This window comes from Sphaerisporangium rubeum (genome assembly GCF_014207705.1).
GTDB lineage: Bacteria > Actinomycetota > Actinomycetes > Streptosporangiales > Streptosporangiaceae > Sphaerisporangium > Sphaerisporangium rubeum.
In genome coordinates, this window is record NZ_JACHIU010000001.1 from 5,874,820 (window position 1) to 5,889,238 (window position 14,419).

Consider the following 14,419-nt stretch of genomic DNA (forward strand, 5'->3'; position numbering starts at 1 on the left):
ACGCGGGACCGGCCACCCCGGCTGACATGATCGGCGACCAGATGGACATGCCGGAGGAGGCGTGATGCCGGAAGCCGTGGTGATCGGCGGCGGAATCGGCGGGCTGACCGCCGCCGCGGCCCTGTCGAAGGCCGGGTGGCGGGTCACGGTCTGCGAGCGGGCCCCGTCCCTGGAACCGGTGGGGGCCGGCATCGCCATCGCTCCGAACGCACTGGCCGCGCTGGACACCATCGGCGCCGGTGACGACGTCCGCGAGCTGTCGGCGATCCAGGGGGAGGCCGGCATCCGCCGTTCCGACGGCCGCTGGCTGGTGCGCACCAGCGCGGAGGCGGCGAGCGAGCGCTTCGGCGACCCGACCGTCCTGATGCCGCGCGGCACCTTGGTGGACCTGATCGCGAGCCGCGTGCCGCAGGAGTCGCTGCGCCTCGGCACGACCGTGGAGAGCGTCGACCCGGTCACCGGCCGCGTGTCCACCTCGGCCGGCGACCTCACGGCCGACCTGGTGGTGGCCGCCGACGGCATCCACTCCAGGACCCGCCAGGCCCTGTTCCCCGGCCGTCCCGGCCCCGTCTACGCCGGCGTCACGAGCTGGCGCCTGATCACCCCGTGGCCCTCCGCCGTGACCGGCGGCGAATCATGGGGCCCCGGCCAGGTCTTCGGCGTCATGCCGCTGGCCGGCGACCAGGTGTACTGCTACGCCACCGCACCCGCGCCGGCCGGAGCCGGAGGCGGCCAGGCGGCCGAGAAGGCGGAGCTGCTGCGCCTGTTCGGCGGCTGGCACGACCCCATCCCCGGCCTGCTGGCCGCGGCCCCGCAGGAGTCGGTCCTGCGCCACGACCTGTACGCCTTGGCGCGTCCCCTGCCGGCGCTGCACTCGGGCCGGGTCGTCCTGCTCGGCGACGCGGCGCACGCCATGACCCCCAATCTCGGCCAAGGCGCCTGCCAGGCCATCGAGGACGCGGTCGTGCTGGCCGCCGTCGCCGACCCGGCCGCCTACACCGAGGCGCGGCTGGCCCGCACGTCGGCGATCATGCGGCGTTCCTGGTCGATCTGCCGTCTGACCCGTTGGTCCAACCCGGTGGCCGTCCGCGCGCGCGACGCGGTCATGGCGATGGCGGGACGGTCAGGCGCCACGCTCCGGTCGTTCGACGACGTCTTCGCCTGGCGGCCGCCGCGGCCCTAGCCGGAGGTCCGGGTGACCCCCACCGGCAGTGGAGGGACCGGCGCCGGGGGTGGCACGGCGTGTTTGGTGTCGGGTGCGAGGCGGCCGAGGGTGATGGTGCCGGCGATGAGGACGGCGCCGAACAGCAGCGCGGGGACGACGTGCGCCGCCACCGGGACGGGCTCGCCGAGCATGGTGACGCCGGCGATGATCGAGGTGATGGGGTCCACCACCTGCACACCGGCGTAGGCGATGCCGAAGTACCCGACGGCGTAGGAACGCTGGAGCAGCACGATCGCGACCAGCAGCAGCGCCGGGATGGCCAGGGTGAACCAGTGGACCAGGCGGCCGAGGTCGCCGCCGAGCCCGCCGCCGACCACGCGCACGAACGTCGACACCGCGGCGGTCACCGTGCCGGCGCCGACCGACAGCACCAGCGCCTTGGCGGGGCCGCGCAGGCGTTTGGCGATGAGCTCGCAGACGGCGGCGACGACGCCGACGCAGGCGAGGAACCACAGCGCGTCCGGGGTGGACAGCACGGGCCTGGTGTCGTCGTGCGGGATGAGCATCATCAGGCCGAGCAGGCCACCCGCCACGGCGACGGAGCCGATGACCTCGGCCTTGGTCGGCCGCCTGCCGTGCAGCGCGGCGGCGAGCGGCACGGCGAACACCAGGGTGGTGACGCTCACCGGCTGCACGATCACCAGCGGCGCGAGCGCCAGCGCGACCGCGTGCAGGCCGGCCCCCGCGAGTCCGACGACACCGCCGATGAACCACCGGGGACGGCGGACCAGCTTGAACGAGGCTCCGCCGCGCACCACTTCGTACTGCTGGAGCGCCGCGCCGACGGCGTAGCCGAGCGCGCCGACCAGCGCGACGGTGATCCCGGCCCAGATCATGAGCGGTCACCGGTCACGTGGCTGCGGGCATGGCGGTGCGAGAGTGATGTGAGCGGAGGCACCTTGCAAGCTTAAGAGAGGTTTACCCGTTATGTAGGCACTTCGTCCGCGAGGACGGCCGCCGCGGCGTTCTTGCCGTTGAGCGCGATCACGCTGCCGCCGGGGTGAGTGGCCGCGCCGCACAGGTACAGCCCGGGGATCGGGGTGCGCGGCGTCAGCCGGTTCTCCCACATCTGGTCCGGCCGCACCTCACCTTGGAAGATGTGGCCTCCGGTGAGCCCGACCCGCCGCTCGATGTCCGGCGGCCCGAGCACCTCGTAGCTCTCCAGGCAGTCGCCGAAATCCGGAGCGAACCGGCCGATCAGGTCGATGAACTGCCGCGCCACCTCGTCCCGCCGCGCCTCCCAGCCGCCGTTCATCGCGTACGGAGCGTACTGTCCGAAGACACTCATCAGGTGCCGTCCCTCCGGCGCCGGCGAGGGGTCGTGGCCGGTCTGCACGTAGATCTCGCCGAAGCCGACGGCAGGCTCCCCCGCGTCGCAGCGCTCGAACGCCTTCTGCGCGTCCGCGAGGCCCGTGGTGGCGTTCACCACCCCTTTGGCCATGAACGTCGCGCCGGGGGCCGCGGTCCAGGACGGCAGCGCGCGCAGCGCCGCATTGAACTTCACCACGGGGCTGCGGATGTCCCACTCCTCGACGCGCCGCCGGTAGTCCGCAGGCGCGGCGCCGGCGGCGAGCATCGTCATGAGGCGCTTGGGGTCGGCGTTGCAGACGATCGTGCCGGCGGCGATGAACGTGCCGTCCTCCAGGCGCACCCCCTCGCCGGGGATCACCTCGCCGACCGGCACACCGGTGGCGAGCACGGCGCCGGCCTCGCGCGCGGCGTCGGCGATGGCGAAGCTCACCACCCCCATGCCGCCGCGCACGTACCCCCACACGGCGCCTTCTCCGTCGATCTCCCCGGCGAAGTGCATGAGCTTGACCGCGGCGGTGCCGGGGTCGTACGGACCGGCGTAGGTGCCGATGATCCCCTGGCCGAACAACGCGTCCTTGAGCCGCCGGTCGGTGACGAACTCCTCCAGCACGTCGGCGATGGAGGCGTGGAAGACCACGTCCCGCATCAGGTCCTCGCCGGCCAGCAGTTCCTCCAGTTCGGCACGGGACGGCGCGTCACCGGCCCAGGTGTCCCTGGCCCCTTTGCGAAGCCGGATCCTGATCTGGTCGAAAAGATCCTCGTAGGCGAAGTATCCGGCGATGTCGCGTCGACTCAGTCCCAGCCCTCGCAGTCCCTCCAGCGTGCGGCCGTCGTCGAGCCACTGGCCGAAGGCCGTGCCGTCGTCGAACGGCACCCACAGCTGCGGGTCGGCCAGGTACACCTCAAGCCCGCGCCGGTTCAGCGACAGGTCGCGGATGACCGTCTCGTCCAGCAGACCGATCACGTACGCGCACGGGCTGATCACGTACCGGTCGTCCGGGAACGGCCGGTCCAGCGTGCAGGCGCCGCCGAGCCGGTCGCGCGCCTCCAGCACCAGCACCGACCGGCCGGCCCGTGCCAGGTAGGCGGCGCAGGTGAGGCCGTTGTGGCCGCCGCCGACCACGATGACGTCGAAGCGGCGCGCGGCCAGCTCGGCCACCGGCTCAGGCAGGCCCACCACGCCGAGCCGCTCGGCGATGTCGTTCATGGCAAACTCCTTCGCGTTCCCCGGCCTAGCCTGACTGGATAACCAGTCAGTACGCAAGGGATCCCCTGGAGGTTTCGCAGGGGACCTGCGGGAAACCCCACAGCTGGGAGAAAGGTGACACCCATGGACATCGAGCCGCCACGGCTGAGCCACCGGCAGGTCAACCTGGTGTTCGCCGGGCTCATGGTGGCCCTTCTCCTGGCCGCGCTGGACCAGACGATCGTGTCCACGGCCCTGCCGACCATCGTCGGCGACCTGCGCGGGGTCGAGCACATCGGGTGGGTCGTGACGGCGTACCTGCTGGCGTCCACCATCGGGCTGCCGATCTACGGCAAGCTCGGCGACCTCATCGGCCGCAAGGTCGTCTTCCAGTCCGCCATCGCGATCTTCCTGGTGGGCTCGGTGCTGTGCGGGCTGGCGCGGAACATGCCGGAACTGATCGGCTTCCGCGCGTTGCAGGGCCTCGGCGGCGGCGGCCTCATGATCGGCGTGCAGGCCATCGTGGCGGACCTGGTGAGCCCGAGGGAACGCGGCAGGTACACCGGGATCATCGGGGCCGTCTGGGGCCTGTCCTCGGTGGCGGGGCCGCTGATCGGCGGGTTCCTCACCGAGAGCGCCGACTGGCGCTGGTGCTTCTACGTGAACCTGCCGCTCGGCCTGTTCGCGCTCGTGCTGACGGCCGTCGTGCTCAAACTGCCGCGGCCGCGGTCGCGTCCCCGGCTGGACGTCCTCGGCACCGTGCTCCTCGCGGGGACCTCGGCGTGCGTGGTGCTCGTGACGAGCTGGGGAGGCACCGAGTACGCCTGGGGCTCGGCGCCGATCGTCTCCCTCGCCGTGCTCGCGGTCGTGCTCGCGGTGGCGTTCGTGTTCGCCGAGCGCAGGGCCGCCGAGCCGATCATCCCGCTGCACCTGTTCCGGCAGAACCTGTTCGCCGTACCGGCCGCGATCTCGGTGTTCGTGGGTCTCGGCATGTTCGCCGCCGTCGCCTACCTGCCGACGTTCCTGCAGATGGTGAACGGCGCGAGCCCGACGCAGTCCGGCCTGCTGATGCTGCCGATGGTCGCGGGGATGACGCTGACCTCGATCGGCTCGGGCCGGATCATCGCCGCCACCGGCCGGTACCGGATCTTCCCGATCCTCGGCACGGGCCTGCTCACCGCCGGCATGGTGCTGCTGTCGCGGATGACCGCCGACAGCTCCATGGTGCTGAACAGCGTCTACATGTTCGTCACGGGCCTCGGGCTCGGCATGATGATGCAGACGCTGGTGCTGATCGTGCAGAACGCGGTGGAGTACCGCGACGTCGGCGCCGCCACGTCGGCGATCAACTACTTCCGGCAGACCGGCGCCTCGCTCGGCACCTCGCTCGTCGGTGCAATTTTCATCCATCGGCTCACCACGGAACTGGCGGCGAGCGGGGCCCGGCTGCCGGTGCGGGGGGTCAGCTCGATCACGCCGCAGATGGTGCACCAGCTTCCGCCGCCGGTGCGCTCGGCGGTCGCGCATGCCTACGCAGCAGCGCTTCCGCCGATCTTCCTGTACCTGGCGCCGATCGTCGCCGTGGGGTTCGTGCTCGCCTTCTTCGTCAAGGAGATCCCTCTGTCGGAGCGCCTCGCCGCGCCGTCTCCCGGGGTGGCCGCGCACAGCCGCTGACCGACGTGCCGCACAATCGCTGACGGGATCTGTGCGGGAACGCCGCTACAGTGGGAAGCGTTGGAGGCGATGTGGCGTCGATATCGCAGTTAGTGAGAAATCTCCTGGATCGCCCGGGTAGCGCGAATATCTCCCCTTTTCAGCGCATCACCGCGGCGGCCGGTGCCCAGGAGGACCGGGTCAAGGCTCTTGAGGAGCTGCCGCAGCCGCGGATCGAGGATCTCGCGGAGTTCTGCGCCATCGCACGTGAGGCGGCCGACCGTACGCTCGGCATGCGTCCGTTCGACGTGCAGCTCACCGGTGCGCTGGCCCTGTTGTCCGGATATGTCGCCGAGATGGCGACAGGTGAGGGCAAGACACTCGTCGGCGCCATCGCCGCCGCCGGTTACGCTCTGCGCGGAAAACGGGTCCACGTCATCTCGGTGAACGATTACCTGGCCCGCCGGGACGCCGAGTGGATGGAGCCCCTGTACACGGCCCTCGGCGTCACCGTCGGGTGGATCGGCCAGGACTCCTCCCCCGAGGAGCGCCGCGAGGCGTACGGCAAGGACGTCACCTACGGGCCGGTCAGCGAACTCGGCTTCGACGTGCTGCGCGACCGCGTCGCCACCGACCCCGCCGACATGATCGTCCCCGAGCCCGACGTCGCGCTCGTCGACGAGGCCGACTCGGTGCTCGTGGACGAGGCCCGTGTGCCGCTGGTCCTCGCCGGCGCGGCCGACACCGGCACCGGCGCCGAGGAGACCGCCGAGCTCGTGCGGCGGCTGTCCCGCGGCTACCACTACGAGATGGACGACCAGCGGCGCAACGTCCACCTCACCGCCAAAGGCACCGACGCCGTCGAGAAGGCACTCGGCGGGATCAACCTGTACGAGTCCCCCGATGTGCTCACCCAGATCAACCTGGCGCTGCACGCGCACGCGCTGCTCGTCCGGGACGTCGACTACCTCGTGCGCGACGGCCGCATCCAGCTCGTCAACCAGTCACGCGGCCGGGTCGCCACCCTCCAGCGCTGGCCCGACGGCCTCCAGGCCGCGGTCGAGGCCAAGGAGGCGCTGCCGCCGACCGAGTCGGGTGAGGTGCTCGACTCGATCACCATCCAGGGCCTCATCCGGCGCTACCCCACGCTGTGCGGCATGACCGGCACGGCGGTCGCCGTCGAGGAGCACTTCCGCGAGTTCTACGACCTCAAGGTCGCGGTCATCCCCTCCAACAAGACCTGCGTCCGCGAGGACGAACCGGACCGCCTGTACGGCTCGGCCACCGACAAGGAACAAGCGCTGGTCGACGAGATCGCCGCCGTCCACGCCACCGGCCGTCCCATCCTCGTCGGCACACTCGACGTGTCGGAGTCCGAGCGCCTCGCCAAAGAGCTGGAGAAGGAGGGCCTGGAGTGCGTCGTCCTCAACGCCAAGAACGACGCCGAAGAGGCCGCGATCATCGCACGTGCCGGCGAGCACGGCCAGATCACCGTCTCCACGCAGATGGCGGGCCGCGGCACCGACATCCGTCTCGGTGACGGCGTCGCCGAGCTCGGCGGGCTGTACGTCATCGGCTCCGGCCGGCATTCCAGCAGCCGCCTGGACGACCAGTTGCGCGGCCGGGCCGGCCGTCAGGGGGACCCCGGCGGGTCGGTCTTCATGGTGAGCCTCGAGGACGACCTCATCCAGCGGTTCGCGCCGGACGAGTGGCTGCCGCCGGCCGACCACGACGGCCGGGTGCGGCACAAGCGCGCCGTGTACGTCGTCGGCCACGCGCAGCGGGTCGCCGAAGGCGCCAACATGGAGATCCACCGCAACACCTGGCGGTACACCCGTCTGCTGGAGAACCAGCGTGACCTGGTGCTGGAGCAGCGCGCCAAGGTGCTGACCGGCGACGCCGCCGCCGAGGCGCTGGAGCGGGCCGCACCCGAGCGGTGGGCCGAGCTGCTGGAGACCGCCGGCGAGGCCGTCCTGCGTGAGGCGGCGCGGCAGATCGTGCTGTACCACCTGGACCGCTGCTGGACCGAGCACCTGGCGTTCATGGCGGACGTACGCGAAGGCATCCACCTGCGCGCGCTCGGCCACCGGCTGGTGCCGATCGACGAGTTCCAGCGCGAAGGCGTCGAGGCGTACAAGCGGCTCATGGACGAGGTGCGCAGCCGCTCGGTCGAGACGCTGGACACCATGCCGATCACCGCCGACGGCTTCGACCCGCTGGACGGCGGCCTGAAGCGGCCGACGACCACCTGGACGTACCTGGTGCAGGACAACCCGTTCGGCAACGCCATGGACCGCATGCTCAGGCGCATGTCGGGCCGTAAGAGCCGCGACGAAGACGACTAGGAGAACCCTCGCGACGGCGCGCCGGGAGTGCGGACGCACGACCGGCCGCCTGCGGGTGAGACGGTGGACCCATGAACCCGCATGACTTTCTCGACGTCGACCGGGACCTCTCGGACGAGGAACGCGCGATCCGCGACACCGTCAGGGACTACTCCGCCGCCGAACTGCTGCCGCACGTCGCGGACTGGTACGACTCCGGCACCATCCCCGACCCCCGTGGCCTCGCCAAAGGCTTCGGCAAGCTCGGGTTGCTCGGCATGCACCTGACCGGTTACGGCTGCGCCGGCACCAGCGCGGTGAGCTACGGACTGGCGTGCCGCGAGCTGGAGGCCGTGGACAGCGGCCTGCGCAGCTTCGTGTCGGTGCAGGGGTCGCTCGCGATGACCGCCATCCACCGGTACGGCACCGAGGAGCAGCGCCAGGAGTGGCTGCCGCGCATGGCGACCGGCGAGGCGCTCGGCTGCTTCGGCCTCACCGAGCCCGACTCCGGCAGCGACCCCGGATCCATGCGCACCCGCGCGCGGCGGGACGGCTCAGACTGGGTGCTCGACGGCACCAAGATGTGGATCACCAACGGGTCGGTGGCCGACTGCGCCGTCGTGTGGGCCGCGACCGACGAAGGCATCCGCGGCTTCCTCGTCCCCACCTCCACCCCCGGCTTCACCGCCAACGTCGTCCACGGCAAGCTGTCGCTGCGCGCGTCCATCACCTCGGAGCTGGTGCTCGACGGCGTGCGCCTCCCCTCCGACGCGCTGCTGCCAGGCGCGGAAGGCCTCAAGGCGCCGCTGTCGTGCCTGTCGGAGGCGCGGTACGGCATCGTGTGGGGGGTGGCGGGGGCCGCGAGGGACTGCCTGGTCTCGGCCGTCGAGTACGCCAAGGAGCGCGAGCAGTTCGGCCGGCCCATCGCGGGTTTCCAGCTCACCCAGCTCAAGATCGCCGACATGCTGGTGGACGTCAACCACGCGATGCTCACCGCGCTGCGCATCGGCCGGCTCAAGGACGAGGGCCTCGCCAAGCACGCGCACATCAGCTTCGGCAAGCTCGCCAACGTCCGCGCCGCGCAGCGCGTCGCCGCCAAGGCGAGAAGCGTGCACGGGGCCAACGGCATCACACTGGAGTACCCGGTGATGCGGCACATGATGAACCTGGAGACCGTCGCGACGTACGAAGGCACCGAGGAGGTCCACGCGCTCACCCTCGGCCGCGCCGTCACCGGCCTCGACGCCTTCCGCTGACGGCACGACCGGCCTCGCCGCCGTCCGCTCACGTTGCGACCGGCTCGCCCCCCAGCGTAAGGTCCTGGTTCTGCGACGTCCCCCGTCGCGTCATCCGGCGCCGTCTCAAGGACGCACGGGTGAAGGGTACGGCTCGCGCCAGGACTCGCACTCCTCGGGCGGGCCACGCGCTCACCCGGCGCGAGCCGTACCTAGCCGCCGGAGCACGCACCGCCCGGTGATCGTGCCCCGGCGAGACCTCACAGACCCCCGAGCCGCGAGGTCGGTCTCATCAGCTCGCCTGCGCGGCCTCCAGCCCCGCGACGAACCAGACGGTCTTGCCGCCTCCATCGGCCGGCACGACCCCCCAGTCGTCCGACAGCGCTCCCACGATGACGAGTCCTCGCCCGCCGGTGGCGTCAAGGTCGTCCGGCACCTCGCAAGGCAACCCGTCTCCGGCGTCGAACACCTCTCCGTACACCCAGCGTCCATCGCTGCCGAGCCTGAGCGCGAACGCCGTGCCACCGTGCCGGATGGCGTTCGTCACCAGCTCGCTCACGATGAGACAGCAGTCGTCGACCAATCCGGCGGTCCCCCACCGGCCCAGTTCCTCACGCACCAAGGTGCGCGCGGCACAAACACTCTGCGTGTCAGCGGACAGGATCCACTCGGCCGTCCGTACCGGCAGCACACCGAGAAAGCCGCTGGACGAGCGGTTCGCGCGGAAGGTCAGGCACACTGCTCCTCCTCAGGTGGGAGCGCTCCCACTCAGATTACGGCAATACGTCGGCCATGTGAATCACTCGAAACATGATTGTTTGCCCCTCCGGCAAGCCAGAACGACCCCCCCACACTTCGGACAATGCATTACCGCAGCTCAAAGCGCCACATTTCGGACCGCACCCCTATGATCACTCGCAGCGATTATTGGGAGCGCTCCCAACAGCGAGCCGCATCAGGTGTCCACCAAGGCCACACATCACAGAAGCCCCACGGCAGCCGATCCACTTCCCCATCTTTGAGTAATCGACCGACCACTTTAGGTAAGATCGGGTCTGCGTCTTGCGCGGGTTGCGCGCCGAGCTGATGCCGGGTCTCGAAGGGATCTCGCGTGCGGCGCAACATGACCAGCGGCAGATCGACCGTGCGGTGCGTGCGCAGAGACTCTGTGCACGTGATCATCGCGAGTCGGCGACCGAGAGCTTCGAGAGGCAGGTGTGATGGCCGGCTACCACACCCGCTGGGTGCGTACCGAGGACTCGGGCGAAGATCCGGAACGGATCGCCATCCGCGAAGCCTTGGCATTCGGAAAAGCCCTGTACGACCGGCGCACGGCCCTTGGTCTCTCCGTTGAGAGCCTCGCCGAGAGAGCCGGTATGACGGTGGACGAGATCGAGTGCATCGAGGAAGGCGGAACGTCGCCGACCGTCCCGTTGCTGCGCCGTCTGGCGGCCGCCTTGGACGCGGATGTGCGGATGACCTCGGGGCACGACGTCGGATCGCTCTGGTTCGAAGCCCACGCGGCATAAGGATCCCCCGCGACAGCCGCCTTCGATGTCCGCAGGGCACGGTGAGTCGTCTGATTTGAGTACGCCTCTACTCATGTGGAGGTGGTTCCGCGCCAGGAGCATTTCATCAGGAGCACATGAATGGTGTGTGCCCGCAGGGTTTCTTCATGCTCGCGGTCTGGTCCGCAGTGCGTGGGACGGAGAGTCATGCTTGGGATCGCTTTCGTGGTCGTGGTGGGAGCGATCGTGTTCGCCGTGGTGGCGCGGCGCATGAGTGAGAAGAGAACCCGGGCTCCGATAACGGTCGAGGAGAAGGTGCCGGAGTTCCAGGTCGTCGCGCTGGGGTTACAGGGGTCGGGCAAGACGTTGTTGCTGGCGAGCATGTATCACTGCCTACGCGTGCCGGCGGGCCAGTCCTATTTCCTGCACGCGCCTCACCGTGACGTCCTGCAGCTCAACCAGTGGTACGCCGAGATGGCGGACACCGGGACGGCGGACCTCTGGCCCCGGGGAACCGCCAAAGGGGAGACCCGGCATTTCCTCTTCACCGTGAAGACGACGGTCGGCGGCACACCGCGGCCGATGTTCCACCTGAAGTACCTGGAGTACGCCGGTGAGCTGCTCAGCGACCCCCAGACCGAGGGTTCCGGAAAACAGGACGAACTGTTCGCGCACATCAGAGCCGCCGACGCGCTGCTCGGCGTGATCGACGGCTACCGTCTCAGGCAGCACCTGGACGGCCACCCCGCAGGCGCCGCGCATCTGGAACGCACACTCAACGCACTGCTGCCGGCCATGATCGAGGCGTCCTGCCCCATCAGCTTCGTCATCACCAAGTGGGACCTGCTCGCCGACCGCTACCCCGACGAGACCCGCCGGCTGAGCGTCGTCCACGACCTGCTGATGTCCAACGCGCACTTCCGCACCCTCATCCACCTGCACAGCGCCACAAGGATCATGCGCCTGGTCCCGGTGAGCGCCGTAGGCCACGGCTTCGCCACCATCGACCACGACGGCGACATAGTGAAGACCGCCGCCACCGCCGTCCACCCCACCAATGTGGACGTCCCCCTCTCGGCAGTGGTCCCCGACCTGTTCGACCAGGTAGAGGCCCGCCTGACCCGCGAGAACCTGGCAGCCCTGGACGCCGAGGCCCGCCGACGCCGCCAACAGGGCCCCCTGGAGGCCCTCGCGTCCCTGACCGCCTTCGGCGGCCAAATAGCCGGCCGCGCACTCCTGGCCGCTTTCGGCCCCACCGCCGCCGTGGCCCTCGGCGACACCCTCCTCGGCCTGTTCCTCGACTCCCGCGGCCCCGACCGCCAGGACCCCATCACCCAGGAACTGACCGCCGCCGAACGCCACCTGGACGAACTGACAACGGCCCGCCGCCGCGTCCTCCACGACATGCGCAGAAAAGTCCACATCCTCGAAGGCCGCCTCCCCCACACCCACCTCTCCCAAGAGCACTGACATGACCCACCCCCACACCCCCGACCCGGCCCCCGAAACGGTTCCCCCCACCGAATCCGCGTCCTCTGCGACCTCCGGCACGCCGTCGAGGAACGATCATGCCACCGGCGCGGCAACGGCCACCGTCCCCGCCTGGCCGTTCCTCGTGGCCCGCGGCCGCCACCGCGGCTACCACGTGATCCTCGTTCCGGACGTCCTCGTCAACGACCACGGCGTCCTGGACGACACCGTCGTCCCGAGCCACGAGGAGGACACCCCCTCCGTCCTCCACGTGACCACCCGCTCCGGCCGCCCCCTGACCATCGTCCACGCCACCCACGTGGTCAAAGCCATCGATCTCGCCACCCCCGGCGCCCCCCCACCCCCCAAAACCCCGAAGGACGAACACAGCCGCCCCCTCCAACTCCTGTACGGCTACCTCTGCCTCAGTCACCTCCCTGTCGCCCCCCGCCTGGAGGACCTCACCCACGCACGCCGAACAGCCCTCACCACCTACCGGGACTTCCTGAGAAACGAGGACGACCACCCCCTGACCACATCCACGTCCTTCCAGATCCCCACCCCTCACCACCCACCCACCACCGGCAGCCACTCCACCACCCCCACACTCCGCACCACACCCACGCTCCGCGACGATCGCCACACCGCCTCCCCGTACGACCGCCACACCCCACCCCCCTCCGCGGTTCACCCGTCATCAGCCCCTCTCAGCACCCCCACCCGCCGCCACGTCCTCACCCTGTACGCCATCTCCGGCACCCTCGCCGTCCTGGCCCTCCTCCTCTACCTCCTCGTCCGGTCGAACCCCGCACCCCCCGAATGCCCACCCCTCCGCTCCACCGCCGCACAACACCTCTCCCCCACCACACCCCGACAAGACGAAACCGCTCCCCCGGCCCCGAAGGCCCAAGGGAGCGGCAAGACCTCAGCGGACTGCGCCGCGAAGGACAAGGAAGACGAACTCCAACAGTAACCGAGCACTCCACCGGCCGGCGTCAGCCACTCTTCCGGCGAAAGGACCGCTTACCCGCCGCAGGCCCATGAGCCCCGGGGATCTTCGAGCCGCCCTTCCCACGACCGGCGGCATTGGTCTCCGCCTGAGCCTGCCGCTTCCGATCCAGCGCCTCGCGGAACTTCCGCTTCAAATCCTCATCGTCCGGGGCCTCGGCCTCCGGCTCCGCTTCCTCGGCAGTCATACGAACCTCCTGCGTATGGACGGGTGACCACTAAGCCTCTCAGGCGCGTGCGACAGCCTGCCCAACGGCAGCCCCGAACCAGGCCCACCACAGATCCCCACGCCCCCGAATCCGGCGAAGCGGCCCCATCATCTCACGCCACCCCACCACCCCCACATCCCTCCCTGAGACGCCGAGAGTGAACATGGTGAAGCATGTGGCTCACCCCAAATCCCCCGCATGACCACCTTCCGGACACGCGACCCTCTCCACCCACCCGACCTCACCAAGACCAGCTTCCGCGTCCTCAAAATCGAAGAGCTCCTCAGTGAGAACCTGGTGTCCGCGCACGCGCCGCGAGCCCGAACCCTCCGGTACGGCGTCGCGATCGCCGCATGGCGGTGACACACGGACACGATGGAGGCGGACATGGGAGACGAACTTCGAGACGTCACCGGGTTCCTGTACGAGATGGGGCTCCTCAAGCGATTCAAGCGGACAGGCTGGTCGACCGTAGGGGTGCCGCTGCCTGAGTCCATCGCCGACCACTCTTTCCGGGTGAGCGTCATCGCCTCGGTGATCGCCGCGCTCGAAGGCGCCGACCCACAGCGCGCCTCGTTCCTCGCCCTGTGGCACGACTCCCAGGAGACCCGGACCACCGACATTCCGCACCTGACCAAGCGCTACGTCGCAGTCCAGACCAACCTCAATGTCACCGCCGATCAAGTGCGTCCACTGCCTGCCTCCGTCGCCGAGACGATCAGCGCCGCCGTGGCCGAGTACGAGGCCGGCGAGACCCTCGAGGCGCGTTGCGCACGAGACGCCGACAAACTCGAATGCCTCCTCCAGGCCCGCGAGTACGAGGAGCAGGGCCACGCCAACGTGCAGTCCTGGATCGACAGCTCCATCGGCAACCTCAACACCGGCACCGCCAAGGCCATCGCCACCGAGGCTCTCACCCAGAACACCCTGGCCTGGCTGGAGCGCGCCAAGAATCACCATCCCGAGTAGGGCCACTCCAGCCCAGGTGGCGTGTGGAACATACCTGGGCCCGCTCCGGCCCGCATGCTTCCGGACACACCAAAGGGAACAGGGTGAAGCAAATGTTCAGCGAAGATCTCCCCGCTTGACCGCTCCTAGATAAGCGACCCACTCCACCCGGCCAACTATCACCACCGCCTTGCCTGGCGTCTTCGAATCACGGACGGCAACCAGTTCGTCCGCCGGCGACGCGACCTCGACGCAATTCCCATTACCGCCGCTGTGTGAACTCTTCCGCCACGTCACACAGGCCAGAGTCGCGCCGGACATCCCAGTTCTCCCTCCACGTGA

14 protein-coding genes are annotated in these 14,419 nt (G+C 69.8%); 9 read left to right on the forward strand and 5 right to left on the reverse strand.

What is annotated here, in order from left to right:
* Nucleotides 1-64 precede the first annotated feature (64 nt).
* Nucleotides 65-1,183 carry an FAD-dependent oxidoreductase gene (locus BJ992_RS25005; protein ID WP_184985034.1) on the forward strand — a complete coding sequence of 373 codons (1,119 nt, stop codon included), beginning with the start codon at nt 65-67 and terminating at the stop codon, nt 1,181-1,183.
* Here the strand turns inward: BJ992_RS25005 and BJ992_RS25010 are convergent.
* Together BJ992_RS25010 and BJ992_RS25015 are read right to left on the reverse strand one after the other, a co-directional pair.
* Entirely contained in the window at nt 1,180-2,061 is an 882-nt protein-coding gene (locus BJ992_RS25010; protein ID WP_184985036.1) for a DMT family transporter, read from the reverse strand. The genes BJ992_RS25005 and BJ992_RS25010 overlap by 4 nt on opposite strands.
* An 89-nt stretch (nt 2,062-2,150) precedes the next feature.
* Nucleotides 2,151-3,743, reverse strand: a complete 1,593-nt coding sequence (locus BJ992_RS25015) for a phytoene desaturase family protein (protein ID WP_184985038.1) — start codon at nt 3,741-3,743, stop codon at nt 2,151-2,153.
* 123 nt (nt 3,744-3,866) lie between these two features.
* Here BJ992_RS25015 and BJ992_RS25020 point away from each other — a divergent pair, with 123 nt between their 5' ends.
* The 3 genes from BJ992_RS25020 to BJ992_RS25030 all read left to right on the forward strand — a co-directional run bounded on the left by BJ992_RS25020 (nt 3,867) and on the right by BJ992_RS25030 (nt 8,955).
* Nucleotides 3,867-5,396, forward strand: a complete 1,530-nt coding sequence (locus tag BJ992_RS25020) for an MDR family MFS transporter (RefSeq protein WP_184985040.1) — start codon at nt 3,867-3,869, stop codon at nt 5,394-5,396.
* A gap of 92 nt (nt 5,397-5,488) precedes the next feature.
* Nucleotides 5,489-7,720 (forward strand): accessory Sec system translocase SecA2, encoded by a 2,232-nt coding sequence (gene secA2, locus BJ992_RS25025; RefSeq protein WP_343072842.1) that lies wholly within the window; start codon nt 5,489-5,491, stop codon nt 7,718-7,720.
* Between the two features lie 71 nt (nt 7,721-7,791).
* Nucleotides 7,792-8,955, forward strand: a complete 1,164-nt coding sequence (locus tag BJ992_RS25030; protein WP_184985042.1) for an acyl-CoA dehydrogenase family protein — start codon at nt 7,792-7,794, stop codon at nt 8,953-8,955.
* Between the two features lie 271 nt (nt 8,956-9,226).
* Here BJ992_RS25030 and BJ992_RS25035 read toward each other — a convergent pair whose 3' ends face one another.
* On the reverse strand, nt 9,227-9,673 hold the full coding sequence (locus tag BJ992_RS25035; protein WP_184985044.1) for an ATP-binding protein: 447 nt from the start codon (nt 9,671-9,673) through the stop codon (nt 9,227-9,229).
* Between the two features lie 481 nt (nt 9,674-10,154).
* Here BJ992_RS25035 and BJ992_RS25040 point away from each other — a divergent pair, with 481 nt between their 5' ends.
* From BJ992_RS25040 to BJ992_RS25050, 3 genes are all read left to right on the forward strand, one after another.
* Nucleotides 10,155-10,463 (forward strand): helix-turn-helix domain-containing protein, encoded by a 309-nt coding sequence (locus BJ992_RS25040; protein WP_184985046.1) that lies wholly within the window; start codon nt 10,155-10,157, stop codon nt 10,461-10,463.
* A gap of 186 nt (nt 10,464-10,649) precedes the next feature.
* A complete protein-coding gene (locus BJ992_RS25045; RefSeq protein WP_184985048.1) occupies nt 10,650-11,912 on the forward strand; it encodes a hypothetical protein in 1,263 nt (420 codons plus the stop codon).
* Nucleotide 11,913: 1 nt separating this feature from the next.
* Entirely contained in the window at nt 11,914-12,885 is a 972-nt protein-coding gene (locus tag BJ992_RS25050) for a hypothetical protein (protein WP_184985050.1), read from the forward strand.
* Between the two features lie 22 nt (nt 12,886-12,907).
* Here the strand turns inward: BJ992_RS25050 and BJ992_RS25055 are convergent, their stop codons facing one another.
* Nucleotides 12,908-13,108 (reverse strand): DUF5302 domain-containing protein, encoded by a 201-nt coding sequence (locus BJ992_RS25055; RefSeq protein ID WP_184985052.1) that lies wholly within the window; start codon nt 13,106-13,108, stop codon nt 12,908-12,910.
* Between the two features lie 219 nt (nt 13,109-13,327).
* Between BJ992_RS25055 and BJ992_RS25060 the strand changes: the two genes are divergently transcribed.
* Complete coding sequence (locus tag BJ992_RS25060; protein WP_184985054.1) at nt 13,328-13,492, forward strand: hypothetical protein; 165 nt, start codon at nt 13,328-13,330, stop codon at nt 13,490-13,492.
* Nucleotides 13,493-13,516: 24 nt separating this feature from the next.
* Nucleotides 13,517-14,098, forward strand: coding sequence for an HD domain-containing protein (locus BJ992_RS25065; RefSeq protein WP_184985056.1), 582 nt, complete (start codon nt 13,517-13,519; stop codon nt 14,096-14,098).
* A gap of 96 nt (nt 14,099-14,194) precedes the next feature.
* Here the strand turns inward: BJ992_RS25065 and BJ992_RS25070 are convergent, their stop codons facing one another.
* Entirely contained in the window at nt 14,195-14,398 is a 204-nt protein-coding gene (locus BJ992_RS25070; protein WP_184985058.1) for a DUF397 domain-containing protein, read from the reverse strand.
* Between the last annotated feature and the right edge of the window lie 21 nt (nt 14,399-14,419).

Coding starts and splice junctions, on each gene's coding strand:
- BJ992_RS25005 (WP_184985034.1), top strand. CDS start 65: ATGCCGGAAGCCGTGGTGATCGGCGGCGGAATCGGCGGGCTGACCGCC.
- BJ992_RS25010 (WP_184985036.1), bottom strand. CDS start 2,061: ATGATCTGGGCCGGGATCACCGTCGCGCTGGTCGGCGCGCTCGGCTAC.
- BJ992_RS25015 (WP_184985038.1), bottom strand. CDS start 3,743: ATGAACGACATCGCCGAGCGGCTCGGCGTGGTGGGCCTGCCTGAGCCG.
- BJ992_RS25020 (WP_184985040.1), top strand. CDS start 3,867: ATGGACATCGAGCCGCCACGGCTGAGCCACCGGCAGGTCAACCTGGTG.
- BJ992_RS25030 (WP_184985042.1), top strand. CDS start 7,792: ATGAACCCGCATGACTTTCTCGACGTCGACCGGGACCTCTCGGACGAG.
- BJ992_RS25040 (WP_184985046.1), top strand. CDS start 10,155: ATGGCCGGCTACCACACCCGCTGGGTGCGTACCGAGGACTCGGGCGAA.
- BJ992_RS25045 (WP_184985048.1), top strand. CDS start 10,650: ATGCTTGGGATCGCTTTCGTGGTCGTGGTGGGAGCGATCGTGTTCGCC.
- BJ992_RS25050 (WP_184985050.1), top strand. CDS start 11,914: ATGACCCACCCCCACACCCCCGACCCGGCCCCCGAAACGGTTCCCCCC.
- BJ992_RS25055 (WP_184985052.1), bottom strand. CDS start 13,108: ATGACTGCCGAGGAAGCGGAGCCGGAGGCCGAGGCCCCGGACGATGAG.
- BJ992_RS25060 (WP_184985054.1), top strand. CDS start 13,328: ATGACCACCTTCCGGACACGCGACCCTCTCCACCCACCCGACCTCACC.
- BJ992_RS25065 (WP_184985056.1), top strand. CDS start 13,517: ATGGGAGACGAACTTCGAGACGTCACCGGGTTCCTGTACGAGATGGGG.
- BJ992_RS25070 (WP_184985058.1), bottom strand. CDS start 14,398: ATGTCCGGCGCGACTCTGGCCTGTGTGACGTGGCGGAAGAGTTCACAC.